The 15402-nt window shown below is 61.4% G+C and carries 18 protein-coding genes and 1 pseudogene; 13 read left to right on the top strand and 6 right to left on the bottom strand.

Features of this window, described 5'->3' with window-relative positions; translation table 11 throughout:
• Window positions 1-40 precede the first annotated feature (40 nt).
• Window positions 41-760: an SGNH/GDSL hydrolase family protein gene (locus Q2941_RS03815; RefSeq protein WP_027523925.1), complete on the top strand. Its 720-nt coding sequence runs from the start codon at window positions 41-43 to the stop codon at window positions 758-760.
• Between the two features lie 15 nt (window positions 761-775).
• On the opposite strand, the gene Q2941_RS03810 is transcribed toward Q2941_RS03815, so the two are convergent.
• Window positions 776-1519, bottom strand: coding sequence for a tyrosine-protein phosphatase (locus Q2941_RS03810; protein ID WP_458191692.1), 744 nt, complete (start codon window positions 1517-1519; stop codon window positions 776-778).
• An 84-nt stretch (window positions 1520-1603) separates the two neighbouring features.
• Here Q2941_RS03810 and Q2941_RS03805 point away from each other — a divergent pair, with 84 nt between their 5' ends.
• Window positions 1604-1912, top strand: coding sequence for an MliC family protein (locus Q2941_RS03805; RefSeq protein ID WP_458191691.1), 309 nt, complete (start codon window positions 1604-1606; stop codon window positions 1910-1912).
• Between the two features lie 113 nt (window positions 1913-2025).
• On the opposite strand, the gene Q2941_RS03800 is transcribed toward Q2941_RS03805, so the two are convergent.
• Window positions 2026-2229, bottom strand: coding sequence for a DUF2735 domain-containing protein (locus Q2941_RS03800; RefSeq protein WP_027523928.1), 204 nt, complete (start codon window positions 2227-2229; stop codon window positions 2026-2028).
• 536 nt (window positions 2230-2765) lie between these two features.
• On the opposite strand from Q2941_RS03800, the gene Q2941_RS03795 reads away from it, so the two are divergent.
• From Q2941_RS03795 to Q2941_RS03765, 7 genes are all read left to right on the top strand, one after another.
• The gene (locus Q2941_RS03795) at window positions 2766-3800 is read left to right on the top strand and encodes a glutamine synthetase beta-grasp domain-containing protein (protein ID WP_027523929.1); all 1035 of its coding nucleotides are present in this window, start codon (window positions 2766-2768) and stop codon (window positions 3798-3800) included.
• A 201-nt stretch (window positions 3801-4001) separates the two neighbouring features.
• Window positions 4002-4706 carry a GrlR family regulatory protein gene (locus tag Q2941_RS03790; RefSeq protein WP_027523930.1) on the top strand — a complete coding sequence of 235 codons (705 nt, stop codon included), beginning with the start codon at window positions 4002-4004 and terminating at the stop codon, window positions 4704-4706.
• A gap of 16 nt (window positions 4707-4722) precedes the next feature.
• A complete protein-coding gene (locus Q2941_RS03785) occupies window positions 4723-5409 on the top strand; it encodes a substrate-binding domain-containing protein (protein WP_458191690.1) in 687 nt (228 codons plus the stop codon).
• Between the two features lie 32 nt (window positions 5410-5441).
• A complete protein-coding gene (locus tag Q2941_RS03780) occupies window positions 5442-6263 on the top strand; it encodes a tetratricopeptide repeat protein (protein WP_458191689.1) in 822 nt (273 codons plus the stop codon).
• 139 nt (window positions 6264-6402) lie between these two features.
• A complete protein-coding gene (locus Q2941_RS03775) occupies window positions 6403-6873 on the top strand; it encodes a hypothetical protein (protein ID WP_458191688.1) in 471 nt (156 codons plus the stop codon).
• Between the two features lie 54 nt (window positions 6874-6927).
• On the top strand, window positions 6928-7077 hold the full coding sequence (locus tag Q2941_RS03770; RefSeq protein ID WP_007609497.1) for a hypothetical protein: 150 nt from the start codon (window positions 6928-6930) through the stop codon (window positions 7075-7077).
• A gap of 249 nt (window positions 7078-7326) precedes the next feature.
• Window positions 7327-8031, top strand: a complete 705-nt coding sequence (locus Q2941_RS03765) for a GrlR family regulatory protein (RefSeq protein ID WP_254112240.1) — start codon at window positions 7327-7329, stop codon at window positions 8029-8031.
• Window positions 8032-8361: 330 nt separating this feature from the next.
• Here the strand turns inward: Q2941_RS03765 and Q2941_RS03760 are convergent, their stop codons facing one another.
• Window positions 8362-9768, bottom strand: a complete 1407-nt coding sequence (locus Q2941_RS03760; protein ID WP_458191687.1) for an FAD-dependent oxidoreductase — start codon at window positions 9766-9768, stop codon at window positions 8362-8364.
• Between the two features lie 277 nt (window positions 9769-10045).
• On the opposite strand from Q2941_RS03760, the gene Q2941_RS03755 reads away from it, so the two are divergent.
• On the top strand, window positions 10046-10483 hold the full coding sequence (locus Q2941_RS03755) for a PaaI family thioesterase (protein WP_458191778.1): 438 nt from the start codon (window positions 10046-10048) through the stop codon (window positions 10481-10483).
• A 1540-nt stretch (window positions 10484-12023) separates the two neighbouring features.
• A pseudogene (locus Q2941_RS03750) lies at window positions 12024-12206 on the top strand (hypothetical protein); the annotation flags it as partial.
• A 42-nt stretch (window positions 12207-12248) separates the two neighbouring features.
• Here Q2941_RS03750 and Q2941_RS03745 read toward each other — a convergent pair.
• The 3 genes from Q2941_RS03745 to Q2941_RS03735 all read right to left on the bottom strand — a co-directional run bounded on the left by Q2941_RS03745 (window position 12249) and on the right by Q2941_RS03735 (window position 14019).
• Window positions 12249-12380, bottom strand: coding sequence for a hypothetical protein (locus tag Q2941_RS03745; protein ID WP_256375283.1), 132 nt, complete (start codon window positions 12378-12380; stop codon window positions 12249-12251).
• A 207-nt stretch (window positions 12381-12587) separates the two neighbouring features.
• Window positions 12588-13316, bottom strand: a complete 729-nt coding sequence (locus Q2941_RS03740; RefSeq protein WP_458191686.1) for an IS110 family RNA-guided transposase — start codon at window positions 13314-13316, stop codon at window positions 12588-12590.
• Between the two features lie 199 nt (window positions 13317-13515).
• Window positions 13516-14019: a methyltransferase family protein gene (locus tag Q2941_RS03735; RefSeq protein WP_027523937.1), complete on the bottom strand. Its 504-nt coding sequence runs from the start codon at window positions 14017-14019 to the stop codon at window positions 13516-13518.
• A gap of 363 nt (window positions 14020-14382) precedes the next feature.
• Between Q2941_RS03735 and Q2941_RS03730 the strand changes: the two genes are divergently transcribed.
• Window positions 14383-14517: a hypothetical protein gene (locus Q2941_RS03730; RefSeq protein WP_256576041.1), complete on the top strand. Its 135-nt coding sequence runs from the start codon at window positions 14383-14385 to the stop codon at window positions 14515-14517.
• A 428-nt stretch (window positions 14518-14945) separates the two neighbouring features.
• Window positions 14946-15402, top strand: a 457-nt coding sequence (locus Q2941_RS03725; RefSeq protein WP_458191685.1) for an ATP-dependent DNA ligase, incomplete at its 3' end; no start/stop codon positions are given.

Genomic DNA, 15402 nt, shown 5'->3' with positions numbered 1-15402 from the left:
TGGCTTAGATGCAACGTTAGATCGTGGAGGAGGTTGTTTCATGTCTGACAATTTGCCGGCCATCGAGTTTCCCGCAGCGATCGTCGACCTAAAATACCCGCTGATGCGGCTTCGGCAGGCGTTGGACGGGAAGGGCCAGGTGCGCATCGTGGCCATGGGATCATCCTCGACTGCCGGACGAGGCGATGTCGTCCCGTATCCTTATCGGCTCGAGATGTATCTGCGACAATACTTCAAGGATGTTGTCCACCGGCCGGACATCCGGATTGACGTGCTCAATCGGGGCAGGGGCGGAGAAGAGGCAAACGAAGAACTCGGACGCTTCGACACCGATATTTTCCATGATGATCCGGCACTGGTCATCTGGCAGGTTGGAACGAACGCGGTCTTTCACAACGACATATACGACGTGGACGTCGTTGCCGGGAACATCAGGAAGGGCCTGGCGCAATTGCGCGCTCGCGGCTTCGAGGTTCTGGTGATTGATCCGCAGTATACGACGAAGATGCTCTGGGATGATCGAGCCGAGCTCTCGGACAAGATGGTCCGGCTGATCCGCGATGCGGCCAATGAGGCCGAGGTCAGTCTGTTTCAGCGCTGGGCGCTCATGCGGCATTGGCACGTGCAGGACAACGTGTCGTTCGAGCAATTGATAGACACGAGCGATCCTGACAAGCTGCATCAGGGCGACTGGAGCACTCAGCAGATCTCTTTCGCCCTCAAGAACGCCATCATCAAGGCGACCGGGCTGATGGCTTGAGAGGGCCGCTGTGGCTCACGCTTGCAGATAACGCTCCTTCAGTGCGATGCGCTCGGCGGTGCCGAGCCTAAGGCCGTCGCGCAAATAGGTTTCGAGATCGCCATAGTCAGCGCGCACGGCTTCGAAGCCGGCCTCGAGATAGGAGGCCTCCACTGAACCGATCGCGTCGCGGACGTCCTGCGGCAATTCGGATGCCGCCGACGCATCGCGGCGGTAGAACCGATTCGTCAGCAGATAGTCTTCCGCGATGGTCTCCTCGGGCACGCCGAGCGCATGAAGGATCAGCGCGCAGGCAAAGCCGGTGCGGTCCTTGCCGGCGGTACAGTGGATGACGAGTGGCGCGCGGTCCTCCAGGAGATGACCGAACAGCGCGCGAAAACTGTGCGTGTTGTGGCGAACATAGTTGCGGTAGGACTCGCGCATGATCTCGAGCGCAACGGGCGCGGTCAACGTGCCCTCGGCCATCTGCGCCCTGAGCGCTGCTACAACTGTCGGCTCGATCGGCAGCGAATGCGTGGTGATCTCGCGCACACCGCATAGCGCGTCGGCGCGCTCCTCGACGCCGCGGAAATCAAACGCGCTTCTCACACCCAGGCCGCGGACGATCTCGACATCGGCCTCGGTCAGCAGGCCAAGATGATTGGAGCGGAAGAGGCGCCGCCAACGCGTCTGCCGGCCGTCGGCGGTGGGATAACCGCCGAGGTCTCGAAAATTGCTGGCGCCTTGCAAGGCGAGGTGGCGGGCAGGGGAGTCTGACATAAGATCAGCCTGGGCTATGTTGCCGGCAGAATCGGTCGCCCGGCTCGTGCGCGATATACTTGAGCTCTACTACAGGGGACGAACATGGACCGGCACAAGGCCATTATTTTGGCTGTCGCCGTCTCGGCAGGCGGAACCTTCCTTGCGACCGGTGCGAACGCGCAGACGTTTCAGGGCTACCGTTGCGCTGACGGTACGCAGTTCATCGTGGCATTCTACGCGGACGACAAGCGCGCCTTCATGCAGATCGATGGTGGTGCCATTCCGCTCGCCAAGCGACCGACGCTGTCGGGGGCGCGTTACTCGGGCGCCGGGATCACACTCAAGACCGGCAAGACCGGTACCACGGTCAAGCATCTGAAGCGGCCGGTCACAGCCTGCGAACTGAGCTGAGCGCAAGAATCGAACACGAATCAAAAAGGGCCGAAACGATTTCGTTTCGACCCTTTTTCAAACTTCCGCCGGACGCTTGCGAGCGCGGGGCGGTACCGAAGGCAGCGCAGGCATCAGCGATCCCATTTCGGCTTGGCTTCCTCGATCGCCTCCTGGTGATACCAGCTGCCGCTGCAGATCGTCTCGACGACGGGAGAAGAGACGTGATCGGCCGGCAGACTGGCCTCGCCGTAGCGGCGACCGCCGAGAGCCGCACGGCCCCCGACGGGGAATTGGTAGATCGTGGCCGACCCTTGGCCCAAGTTACTGTTCATCATTGCGGTATCTCCTTCAGCCGGAGCGCTTGACCTCCATGGTGCGCCCGACTCGTTCGCTTATGGTTACTGGGTCACCCCATATTGGCCCTGCTTGTCGAAATGCAAAGTGCCGAAAACGACATCATTATTGGCCTAATTTGTAGGCAGTAGCGCCTCTGCACCCTGCAAGGCAGGTTCCGTGTGATGAACGCGTGGGCCATTGCGAAGGTTGCGAGGAGATGGCCAAGGGCTTCGCGAAAATTGCGGGCAATTGGCGCTGCTTTAGCCGGTGGCCGGGTGCAGCGCGGCACATGCTGTCAAATCGGGCGTTTTCTGCAGTTTTTTGCGGTGCGCGGTAACGTAAAGGTGCGCTGCTTTGACGCACGCATCCGTGAATCGCCGCCGAGGTTTGCAGCCTGACGGCTGGCGGTGGAAAACCTCCCGCAGTGCGGCGTTTTGGCACGCGAAATGCTTGTTAAGCGCCGGCCGATGGTGGCCGGGTACAACGTGCGGGGGCCACCGGTCCCCACCTTTCGCATCATCTACAGAGAGGCTCAATGACCAAGTACAAGCTCGAGTACATCTGGCTCGACGGATATACGCCGACTCCGAATTTGCGCGGCAAAACTCAGATCAAGGAATTCGCGTCGTTCCCGACGCTCGAGCAGCTTCCGCTCTGGGGCTTCGATGGCTCCTCCACCCAGCAGGCCGAAGGCCACAGCTCCGATTGCGTGCTGAAGCCGGTCGCGGTGTTCCCGGATGGCGCCCGCACCAACGGCGTGCTCGTGATGTGCGAAGTCATGATGCCCGACGGCAAGACCCCGCATGCGTCCAACAAGCGCGCCACCATCCTCGACGACGCCGGCGCCTGGTTCGGCTTCGAGCAGGAGTATTTCTTCTACAAGGACGGCCGTCCGCTCGGCTTCCCGTCGTCCGGCTATCCGGCGCCGCAGGGCCCGTACTACACCGGCGTCGGCTTCTCGAACGTCGGCGACGTCGCGCGCAAGATCGTGGAAGAGCATCTCGACCTCTGCCTCGCGGCCGGCATCAACCATGAAGGCATCAACGCGGAAGTCGCGAAGGGCCAGTGGGAATTCCAGATTTTCGGCAAAGGCTCCAAGAAGGCCGCTGACGAAATGTGGATGGCCCGCTACCTGATGCTGCGCCTGACCGAGAAGTACGGCATCGACATCGAGTTCCACTGCAAGCCGCTCGGCGATACCGACTGGAACGGCTCCGGCATGCACGCCAACTTCTCGACCGAGTACATGCGTACGGTCGGCGGTAAGGAGTATTTCGAGGCGCTGATGGCGGCCTTCGATAAGAACCTCATGGACCACATCGCCGTCTACGGTCCGGACAACGACAAGCGTCTGACCGGCAAGCACGAGACCGCGCCCTGGAACAAGTTCAGCTATGGCGTGGCCGACCGCGGTGCGTCGATCCGCGTTCCGCACTCTTTCGTCAACAACGGCTACAAGGGCTATCTGGAAGACCGTCGTCCGAACTCGCAGGGCGACCCATACCAGATCGCTTCGCAGATCCTGAAGACGATCTCGTCCGTGCCGACCGACAAGAAGGCGGCCGCCTAAAATCCTTCCGGCCCGGACCTTGGGGGCTTGGTCCGGGTTGGCTCTCAAATCCGCCGAGGCCGAGAGGCTTCGGCGGATTTATGCATTTCGATGACAGTTGGCGATATCGAGCGTTGGGTCCGGGTGCACGAAACTTGTCTGTCACGGCCGAAAGCGGGATAGACTGGCGCCTCGGATGCGCGCAGGCCGGGGACACGGCTGGTGTTGGAAGGTTTCTACAAGGTACGGTTTCAGCTCGGCGAAGCTGTTGGCCGCAGCGTCATGCATGTCGGCGGCGGCAAGATGCTGGGCGGCAACTCGGCCTTTGCCCATATCGGCACTTATGAGAAGACGGGCGAGGAGGTCGCGATCGTCATCAAGACCGTGCGCCATAATCCCGATCCGAATTATCGCGCGATGGCCGGCACTGATGATGCGACCCTGATAGCGAAGGGCTGGCCGGACGGCGATCTCTTCCGTTTCAAGGGCGAGCTGAAGGAATTGCCAGGCGTGCCCTTCCAGTCGGTGATGATGCCGATCAGGGAGGACGAGGTGCCGATCGCCGGCGGCGTCGGGGAGGGCGGCATCGCCAATGGCCTCTATTCGATCCATCTGCGGATGCTGGACGGCATCGAAGGGGGCCTCACCGGCGTCATGCTGCTCAACCAGGGGCGCATCCTCGGCGGCGATGCCTCGTTCTACTATCTCGGCAGCTACACGGCTGCGAACGGCCGCTGGAAGGGCCAGATCCTGAACCAGGAGCACACGCCGGCCCGCGATGAAAACCCGGTGTTCGGCGGCCATGAGGTCGGCATCGGCTTCTCCGGCACCTATGACGACGAGCAGGCGGTGCTCGAAGCGACGGCGCTCGCCGGTAAACGCAGCCTGCGGCTGACCGCGACGCTGAAGCTGATGCATCGCGCCTGATTGATCGACGGGGACCATGGAAAACACCGTTCGCATGCTCTCGACGCTCGGCCTGATGGGGGCGATGCGCAGCCTGTCCGCCGCTTACGAAGCCGGGACCAGTGTCCACATCGACGCCGACTTCGCGCCGACCCAGGCGCTGCTCAAGCGTTTGCGGGATGGGGAGGCCGCCGATCTCGTGATCCTGACGCGTGAAGGCCTCGACGAGGTCATCGCCGAGGGCCGCGTGGTGGCGGACAGCGCGGCTGACCTCGCGCGCTCCTATGTCGGCATCGCCGTGCGGGCAGGCGAGGCGCATCCTGACATTTTCAGTGAAAGCGCCTTGCGCAAGACGCTGCTTGCGGCGCGATCCGTCGCCTATTCGCGGCTGGGCGCGAGCGGGATCTACTTTGCCGAGCTGATCGGACGAATGGGCATTGCGGCTGAGATCACCGCCAGGGCGACCATCGTGCAGCAGGGCTTTACCGCGCAACGGCTGGTCAGCGGCGAGGCCGATCTCGCCGTGCAGCAGATCAGCGAGTTGAAGCAGGTCGAAGGCATCGAAGTGGTCGGGCCGATCCCGCTCGACCTGCAGACGCCGGCGCTGTTCTCGGCCGGCCGCATGGCGAGCGCGAAAAATGCTGAGGCCGCCGATCGGCTGTTGCGCTATGTGGCCTCGCCCGAGGTTGCGCCCGTGCTGCGGCAGTCGGGCCTCGAGCCTTGAATTTGCCAACGCCCGGACGCAACCTTCTGGCCATGCGGAAAGCTCTCTGCGCCTTTTTCCTGACGTTCGCGGCACCGCTCGCCGCACATGCGCAATCGGCCGATCTCGTGCTGTGTGATCGGCTGGCGGCCGATCCCAGCGATCCGGACAAGCCGACCGACGTGAAGGGGGTGGCCGAGGTCGCGAGCGCCGACATCGCGACTGCGATCAAGTTCTGCAAGACGGCCGCAGGCGGCTCGCGCCGCGCGATGTACGAGCTCGGGCGCGCCTACGCCGCCAATCGTCAGGCGGGGGAGGCGATGGCAGCGTGGCGCAAGGCGGCCGACAAGGGCTCGAGCGCGGCAATGGTCGAGCTTGGCGTGCTCTACGGCACCGGCGCAGGCGTCGCCAGGGACGAGGCGCAGGCGCGAAAGCTGTTCGAGAAGGCGGCGCAGGCCGGCAATCCCCGCGGCGTCAGCAATCTTGCCGCGCTTGGCGGTTCGCCCGGGGCAGCTCCGGCCGATCCGGCGCGGGCGCGCGAACTGCTCGGCAAGGCCGCCGAGACCAACGCGGAGGCGCAATATCAGCTTGGCCTGATGCTCGCGAGCGGCGATGGCGGTCAAAAGGACGATGTTGCGGCGCGCGCTCTGTTCGAGAAGGCGGCCGCGCAAAACCATCCGGGCGCGCTGGAGCGGATGGGCGCGTTCGCACAGGAAGGTCGCGGCGGTCCGAAGGATGCGACCGCCGCGAAGGCCTATTATGAGCGCGCCGCCGCGCTCGGCGATGAAGACGCCAAGAAGGCGCTGGAGCGGATCCGCTGTCCCTATGCGATCAAGAACAAGCAGGGCCAGCTCGTCACCACTCTGTGCTTCTGATCGCGGCACGCGTGTGACGCGTGCAATCCCGCAAGGTTGATCGAGCGCAACGAAATGCGACGACACGCCACGATAGGCTGTGCCGCAAGGCGGCCGGTCGCGCCGACCGCTGCCGCAAGAAGAACAATGGAGTTAGCAAATGCGACGGCGAAGCTGGGCGCTGGCCTTGGCGTTGATGGGCACTTCGGTGGTGCCGGTAATGGCGCAGGACCTGAAGTCTCCAACCGCTGGCGACTATGTGACGCGGCTCGGCGACATCATGGGCGCGGCACAGACGCGGCATCAAAAGCTCTGGTTGGCCGGCAAAGCGCAGAACTGGGAGCTCGCCGCCTATGAGCTGCGCCAGCTGAAGGCCAGCCTGGTCGAGGCCGCGTTGCTCTACTCCGGCATTCCCGTCAGCAACGTCACGACGCTGGAAGCGCCGTTGCAATCAGCGTCGGATGCGATCTCCGCGAAGGACGGCCGCAAATTCGCGAAGGCCGTCGGTGATCTGACCGAGGGCTGCAATTCCTGTCATCGGTCCATGAACCGCAGTTTTGTGGTGATGAGAGTTCCGACCGATCAGCGACCCTACGGAAATCAGCAGTTCTCGCCGCAGGGCAGGCCGTGACGGAACCTCGTTCGCGCCCCCGTCGTTGAGACCTGAACGAACAGGAGTCGCGACATGATCCGCAAATTGGCGTCCGGCGAATACCGGCTCTACTCACGCAAGGTGAACCCGAAGACCGGCAAGCGCCGCAACCTCGGAACGTTCAAGAGCCGCGCGGCGGCCGAGAAGCACGAGCGCGAGGTGCAGTATTTCAAGCGGCACTAGAATGCCGTCCCGGACCGGGCAACAAAAAGATCGAAAACAACCCCATGCAAAGTAGCCGGCACAACGCTGGCGGAATGCGGATTTAGCGAAATCTGTTGACGCGTCGGGCAAGTCAGAGGCATGATGGCATCATCGGAGCGGAAAGCGCCTCTCCAAAGGAGCGGCCTGCGCGGAAAAGCCGGATGGCCTCGGCGAGGCGGCGGTTCTAGATAACCCGCGAGTAGAAATCGCTTTCCGGGATTTCCTTCGTTGCTGAACGGGCTCTACAAGGTCGAATACGGCGTCAACGACGCGTTCGGCCGCAGCATCATGTGCATGCACAACGGCAAGCTGCTGGGCGGTAATTCCGCCTTCGCGCATCTCGGCACCTATGACGAGCGTGGCGGCGAGATCATCGGGGAGGTGATCACCGAGCGTCACAACAACGATCCCTACTACAAGCCGCTGATGGGCACCGATGTCGCCGCCATCAGCGTGCGCGGCCGGACCACCGGCAATGGCATCCGTTTCGAGGGCGAAGCCGCTCCGGTGCCGGGCGCGATGTTCTGGGCCGAGCTGACGCGGCTCGATGACGATGCGTTGCCGCCGCGGGGCATCGTCGGAGCAGGCGGCATCGCAAACGGGCTCTATGCGATCCATTTGCGCGCGCTCGACGGGGTCGATGCCGGGCTCTCGGGCGTGATGCTGCTGATGGACGGCCGCATCCTCGGTGGCGACGCGTTCTTCTATTATCTCGGGTCCTACTCTTCAGCGGATGGCCGGTGGAAGGGCGAAATCGTCAACCAGGAGCATACGCCGGCGAAGGGCGAGAATCCCGTCTTCGGCGGTTACGAGGTCGGCATCGGTTTTTCAGGGAGCTGCACCGCGGACAGCGGTGAGCTCGAAGGCATCGCGCTCGCGGGCAAGCGCAGCCTGCGCCTTGCGGCTTCGCTCAAGCTGATGCGGCGGGCCTAAGGCATGATCCGGAAAAGTGTGAAACGGTTTTCCCTCGCGACAAACGCGGAACGCGTTTGCGCGGAGATCATGCTCAAACAACAACCTAAAGCGCGATGACGATTCAGACTAATCTCATCGCGCTTAAGGGCGTGCACTCATAAATTCGTCGCGGCCGCTTTGCTGTTTGAAGGCGACGTTGAAGCCGATGCGCCTGCATGTCGGCCTTGGCCATGAGCCGACAGTCCCGCGCTTGATCAGACGCGGTTGGCAGAGGAACCGATTGTTCGTTTCTCGCCGAGTCCTGCTCACGATGCCACGCACAGGAATGATGGTCGGACTTCGTTCGGTTCAGCCATCCAGTAGCGCGGCCATCCGATGTCGATCGATGAGGCTGGGGTCTTGCGGCAATTGATGACCGTCCAATTCGGCGAGTTTTGCGGCTATATGCGGTCTAGCGATGACTTCCTGAGGCAGCGCAAGGCACATCGCGATTTCAATGATGCCACGGAGGACGTCTGCGTCTTGGGATGATGCAAAAAGAAGCTTGGCCATGACTGGGTTGGGTGCGGGGACCGGCATGCCCTCTTCCAGTGCGCTCATTTCAGCGATCCGCGCGCGGTCCGCGGCGATCTGATTTCGATAGAACGGTCCGACTTGCCTTTCGGTCTCAGCGTCGTATTCCCGGGAGAACGCTCCGGGGTCGTCGATGTGTCGGCGGGCAACATTACGGAGCACCTGTGCATGCAGAAGGCCGACGCTCAAGCCCCGTCCGGCGGATGGGTTGGTACATGCCCATGCATCACCCACAGCGGCGAATCCGGTGATGACGGGCTGACCATCGACGACAAACCGTCGGTACCGGTCGATAACCCCCGCCATCAGAAGGACGGGTGTTATTGGCTCGCCATCGAGCCAATGGGCTTGCCGCGGGCACGCGGAGACGACGCGATGGAATGTCGCCGTATCACGCAAGGCTCGCATCGCCTTGTTCTTCGCCGAGGTATACAAGGTAATTGACCAAGTATCATTGTCCCCGTCCAAGGTAAGGATCGAGAACAAGCCCATCGGCGTGAGCGCGCGACCCATCCTACGGGGCCGCTGCTGCCCGGAGAAATATCGCGTAAAATAAGCGAAGTTGCTGTCTTCGGCTTCCTCGATCGGGCTGCGGGCTCCCGCGCTGACGATCCAATCGCAAGCCGGGCTTCGCCGTCCCATGGCGTCGATTACCAGATCGGCGCGAATTTCTTCGCCAGACGTCGTACGTACCCCTGCAACGTGCGGCACACCAGGGATCGCCGAAGCGCCCGTAATCAATTCGCGAACCTTGGTCCCCCGACGGATCCTCACGTTAGGCGCGGTTTGCGCCATTGCAGCCACGGCCCACTCTACGATGGGTCTCCGACCAGTGACGAAGCGTATGGTCTCGTCGCCCGGACGCGGTGTCCGGTCCGTTATGGATCTGGGAAGAGATTGGCTGTCGAGATAGTCCACCCAAACGCAACCGGCTCGAAGCAGATCATCCGTCAAGCCCGGCAATTCTTGATCGCTGATCATCCGAAATCGCGAACTGAGGTTATGAGGTTGCCTGAATTGGGCAACTCCGGGGCGTTCCCACGAATCCCATCCCTCGGCAGATGCGATAGGTTGACCTGTCGGGTCGGCCTCTAGGACTGTGACGTGGTGGCCGTCGCGACCAAGCATCATCGCTGCGCATAATCCAATCACGCCTCCACCGCAAAACAGGATTTTGCTCATCCCTCTCTCCCTAGAGGTCGGCCGACCGTGGAAGCGGACGGAATCCTCATCGTTTCCCGCGGCGAAACGACAACGACCGCCAATCACGCGGGCAGGACCGACTCAAGACATAGGTCTATATGGAGAACCGGAGGTTCAAAGCCCTCGTCAGCTCACCTTCGTGGAAACCGCCTTTCTTGGGCGGACTTGAATGCCAAACCGCAGGTACGATTGTTTCTTGAGCGGATCGTCTGCGAATGGCACAGGTCTTCGCCAACAACGGAGCTCTCGCATGACCATGAACAGTATCGGTATTCCCGAAGGTTTCGAGCCTCACTTCCGCAAGAGCCCTTTCACCAATCCTTGGGAACCGCTCTATTCGAAGCGGACGGACAAAGCCGTGATCATCGGATTACGGCTAGCCAAGCCGCACACCAACGCGCGTGGCAACGTTCATGGCGGGCTGATCTCAGCGCTTGCTGACAACGCGATGGGCTATAGTTGCGCACAGGCGATTGGCTGGGCATCGTCGCTAGCGACGATCACTCTCGCGGTCGACTTCACTGGCATCGCCCAGATCGGGCAATGGCTCGCTGTGGACAGCGAGGTGATCAAAACCGGCAGAACGGTCTGCTTCGCGCAAAGCCTAATCAAGGCCGACGACAGTATAATCGCTCGGGCAAACGCCACGTTTCGCGTGGTGCCGAAGCATGAGGGTGACACTCATCCCCGTTAGCCGTTGACGCCGCGCCAAACAATCGGTCTGAGAGAGCTTTTAGATCGATCCAGGTCTGCTCCGGTCAACATGCGAAGAACTCAATATGAGCAGCTCGGGTCCGCTATACTCCGCTGTCCGGACTTCAACGAGGCGCGCGGCCACTTCGCTGATCGGCCATCATCGGACTCATGTGCCGCAGCAGTCCGACACGCATTGTGGTCCAGCGGCGCCTGCGACGAAGCAACCAGACGAAGGCACTTCAGACTGGGTGTCTTAGCCCGATTTAGAAAGCCTTAAGGTCTCTCCTTCATATCGCGGGTTCGATGGTGCCACCGGCACGGCGGATGCCCGGTACCGTCTGGATGCCTATCCAACGCTCTCGAATAGAGCCGTCTAACAAAGCCAGCGCGACTAACTGAAGACCTTCGGGGGACCTGCCTCATGGGGCGAAGACGCGCGTCGACTTACCATATCCAACGCAAACTGCTGATTACTCGCGAATGGCGGCGTTGGCTTCAGACTCATTCGATCGATCGCGGGGCAGCCACCGCCCGTGATACGTTGAGGTTCTTTTGCGAACTAGAGGACAAGCGCTCCCCGCTCCTGAAATTCCAAGCGAGGGGGCGAGACAAGTGGAAAATTATCAGCGGCTGGTTGCTCGCTTGCGGCCAGCATGGGGACGGACAATGCCCGCAGTCTTAGACCCCGAAGAGATTGTTGTCTTGGCCAACCACGGAGTGATGAGACTGCGCTCTGCAGTCGCGAGAGCGATGGCGTTGCTGCCCGAAGATCGCGATGTGGCGACAATAGTCCGAAAAGGCCAGCTGTCGCAGTCGATCCTTGGTTTCGAGCAGATCAAGCAGCTTGCGGCGCAGTGGGAGCCGGCGGAGCAGCCTGTACCTCCGGAGACTGCCTCACCGGGTCCGTAGCCATCTGGCGGCCTCGCTGCCGAAGAGGAAGCTTCCGGGGCCCACCAGGGATGATGCGTTCTCGTAAGTCGAGACTGCCGTGCGTCCTGCTCAATGTCCGCTAGGCCCTCGATAGCGAACCAGCTTCCGCATCGCCGCGAAATGACGCGATGGGCCATCAGTCGACATTTCGGCAGGGCTGCTCAACGTCCGCCATTAAGCAAACGTATCATTACCCTCGCCATGGCCGGATGCTTCCGGTTCTTTACCGTCACCCGGTGCTTCGACCGTTCGCCCTAATAGGAGGGCGGTCGCGGTGCTTCGACACTAAACTCTCAAGGCCGAAACCTGCACGCATTGCAAGATGCTTCCGGGAGAATAGTTGTTAAACCTTAGTGCTTGTTCGAATGAATTTTCGTGGGAATCACTCGCGCAAAATCAATGCATCATTGGCGCGATTCTATAGATAACTTGTAAACGTTCGGATCGAATTTGTCGCCGCGCTCCCTACCAACGACTGGACGGCGGAGCTGGATGGATGCCATTTTTTCCTAGCTGGTGAGATCCGCGCCTTCATCCCAAGACCGGTGGCGAGCGGAACCAAGGCAGAGGCGTTCGAAGTTTCTGCGTTAGTGTCACGGGGGATCGCGATGATGAGACGAGCAATCCCAGCTTTTGTAGCATTGATTGCGCTCAGCCAAACGGCCACAGCTGGTGTCTCTTGCGCCGTTGTCCGTTTCTATGTCGCCAAATACTCGGAAGCGGCCGCTGAGACGTGGGCACGAAGTCACGGCGCCAGCGATGCCGAAATCGAAACGGCGCGTCGTTGTCTGCATCATAGCGCTAACGTGCAGGCTGCAAGCTCGGCTGCGAGGTCACAGGTGCTCGCTCCTGTAACCGAGCAGGAGCGGGCCCGGCGCGAACCAAACGAACGCGATCCAGATCAGGAAGCGTCGCTCGTCGTATCTGTACAGGATCAGCGCGCCGACCCCGAGAAGGATAGTCATGGCGACGAACCACGCGTTCAAGGCATCATCAGTCCGAAGGAGATCGAGGATCCTTCCGCTGGACATGTGAGCCACGAGGTCAAGGATCTCGCTCCCTCCGATAGAAAGACTACCACGTTGCGTCCACGCTATGTGGGTTCTATGCATCGCGCCGACAGTAGGGGAGTGACGGGCCATGTGGCATGGTTCAAACGTCTCTGGGGTCACCTAGTTGGGCAGCGCCGATCCAGCATCGCCCTTTTTGCATTTCCTCGATGGGGATCGAATAAGGTACGGCGTCATCTCAGCGGGACCGTACCAGGCCGTCGCGCTTGATCGATGCCAGACGATGATGCGTCGGTCGAACTCCAGGATTTGGGCCTTCAGCGCCCGCAATTGACTGCCGACAGCCGCAAGACATGCGCGGGCGACCTCTGGGAGCCGGCGGTCGGCTGTATCGGCGACGACTTCCAGCAATTGCTCGACACCCCGGCGCCCGACGAGAGCGACAATCCCGAATTCGGCAAGATAGGCGCGGATTGAATTGATGACCGCAGTCTGCTGGCGGATGAAGAGATGGCGCGCTCGATGCAGCATCAGGCCGCTCTGTTGCTCGACCGTCTTGGTCGGCACGAACCGCATGTTGGGTCTCGTGACCGCCTCGCAAATCGCCTCCGCATCGGTGGTGTCGTTCTTCTGCCGCTTGACGTAGGGCTTCACATAGGCGGGAGGCATCAACCGCACCGTATGCCCCAACGCCTGCAGTTCGCGGGACCAATAATGGGATGACGCGCAAGCCTCGATTCCTACCAGGCACGGCGACAACTTCTCAAAGAAGGACAGCACGAAACGGCGCTTGAGCTGGCGGCGGATCACCACCTGACCGGTTCCATCGACGCCATGCACTTGAAAGACCGACTTCGCGATATCCAGACCAATCGTCGAAATTGACTGCATAGGCTGCTCCTCCGAATCGTGGGAGCCTCAAACGGCGCCCACTCCTTGGCACTCTCGTGCCCGTGGAGGAGCCGTCCACAGCATCAAAACCGGAACTCAGCCAGGCAGTCACGGGGCGAGGCCGCTAGGCGGGCTTGCTACGCTTCGCCGTCTCGCACTGCTTGTTGCAGCCGGCATCGAGCCGCTTGCAGCGATTCCTTTATGCGGCTCGCCATGGCGTCAACCGCGGAATCCAGCGCGGCACATTAGTCCGAAAGCTCTCGTACTCCGTGCCGAATGTTTGCTTGAGCGTCGGTTCTTCGTACATCACCACAAAGAGATGAAAAAACAGCCAGAGTAGCGCGCCGTACCAGAGGAGACGCCAGTCACCAAACAAAAGGGCCTGACCAAAAATGACTGCGACGACCGCGATGTAGATCGGATTTCGCACGTAGCGATAAAGGCCAGTCACTACGAGCTTTTGTGTCGGCGCGATCGGGGCGGGCGTCCCCAGCCCCTCCAGCGCAAAACGGGCAAATGAATCCACAAGTCCGGGCACTCCGACGATGATCAATATACCGCCGAGGATGCGGGTTAGATCGACGCCGAAAAAAGCTGGCCGAAATTCCCACTGCGTGACCCACCAGGGGACGAAGCCTGCCAGCACCAACGGCGCAATGACGAAGAACAGAGCGGAGCCCAAGATAGCAATCGCTTTCGACATTGCGTACTCCTACGACCCGACAAGAATAGCTCAGCAAATCACTTTCTGCTTCGAGCGTTGAACGTGGCTCCACAATTAGTTGTGCCGGCCGTCGAGTTCTACAGCAGCCGCTCCCAGAGCCCTCAGGAGTCCGCCGGGAGCCTTTCCCTCCACCAGTTAGGGGGGCCTCGATCCACACAAACGCACCCATGGACTCCGCTGAGTCACCGAGAGGCATCGTAGTCGGAAACTACCCAGCATCCCGCACTTAGACCCGGCTCGCGATCTGGAGGCGAGGGGGTTAGGTCATGATGGCCTATCCGAGCGGCAGCGGATTACGACGCCTGGCGTGAGAAGCGCGACGGGACCGCCTGGAAGGATCGGATGCACGAACTTGCGATGCCGCTGCCGACGCAGAGGCTCGACGGAACGGCGCGCTGCTTCTGTGGCGATGCGATCACAAACGCCACGGTCGGCGCTCATGTCCGCGCCGCGCACTCCGCAATCGGCGAGCGGTAATACGTTACTGGATCAAGGATGAAGAACGCACGATGAGGTGTGATGGTTCGGTCAAATGAAGAGTAGCGCGAGCGCCATCAGTGCCGCCGTTAGCACGGACAGCGAGGTGACAGACACGATGAACGACCAGTCATTGTCCATGCCCGCACGCTACTCGTTTCCGAGAGGCGCTGGATTCACATGCGATAATGCGCAGGGGCCGTGAGTAGGCAATGGTTTGCGTGACCAGTGCCACTAGCAGCCTCGGCCTAACCAAGCCTCCAGCCGGTTGCCGGGGCTGCTAGCCCTTTGGGCCGATTCGCGTTTTCCGCCGGAGTGCCTATCTTCCGCTCATGCGTAGCGCCTTTCAGCTTTGCCTGGCGACCGCCGGGAAGCAGGTCCCCTCGGGGCCGGAGTGGTTTCACGAAGTCAAACACGACGGCTACCGGATGCTGGTGATCCGGGAGAACGCGCGCGTGCGCCTGCTGTCCCGCAACGGCAGCGACTGGACGAATCGTTATCCGTGGATCGCCGAAGCCGCGCTGAAGAACCGGCAGAGGCACTTCGTCATCGACGGCGAGGTCGTGATCCTCGGCGTTGACCGCATTTCCGACTTCAATGCGCTGCACTCCCGCAAGCACGATCACGAGGTCCAACTCTACGCCTTCGATGTTCTGGCCATCGGCGGCGACGATCTGCGCGATTTGCCGCTGCATCTGCGCAAGACCAAACTGGAGACACTGTTGGCACACAGGCCGGACGGGATCACCGTTGCCCCGTTCGAGCGCGGCGAGATGACCGGCCTTACCGGGGCGGGCGACAGAAGCACTGGATCAAGATGCTATGGGGCGGGGCGGACGGCGAGGGTTTGTGGCACGCTCGGCGCTCTGTCCAAAGACACCAAAG

It is taken from the genome of Bradyrhizobium sp. UFLA05-153, from assembly GCF_054185185.1.
This window is presented reverse-complemented; position numbering and strand designations above follow the sequence as displayed.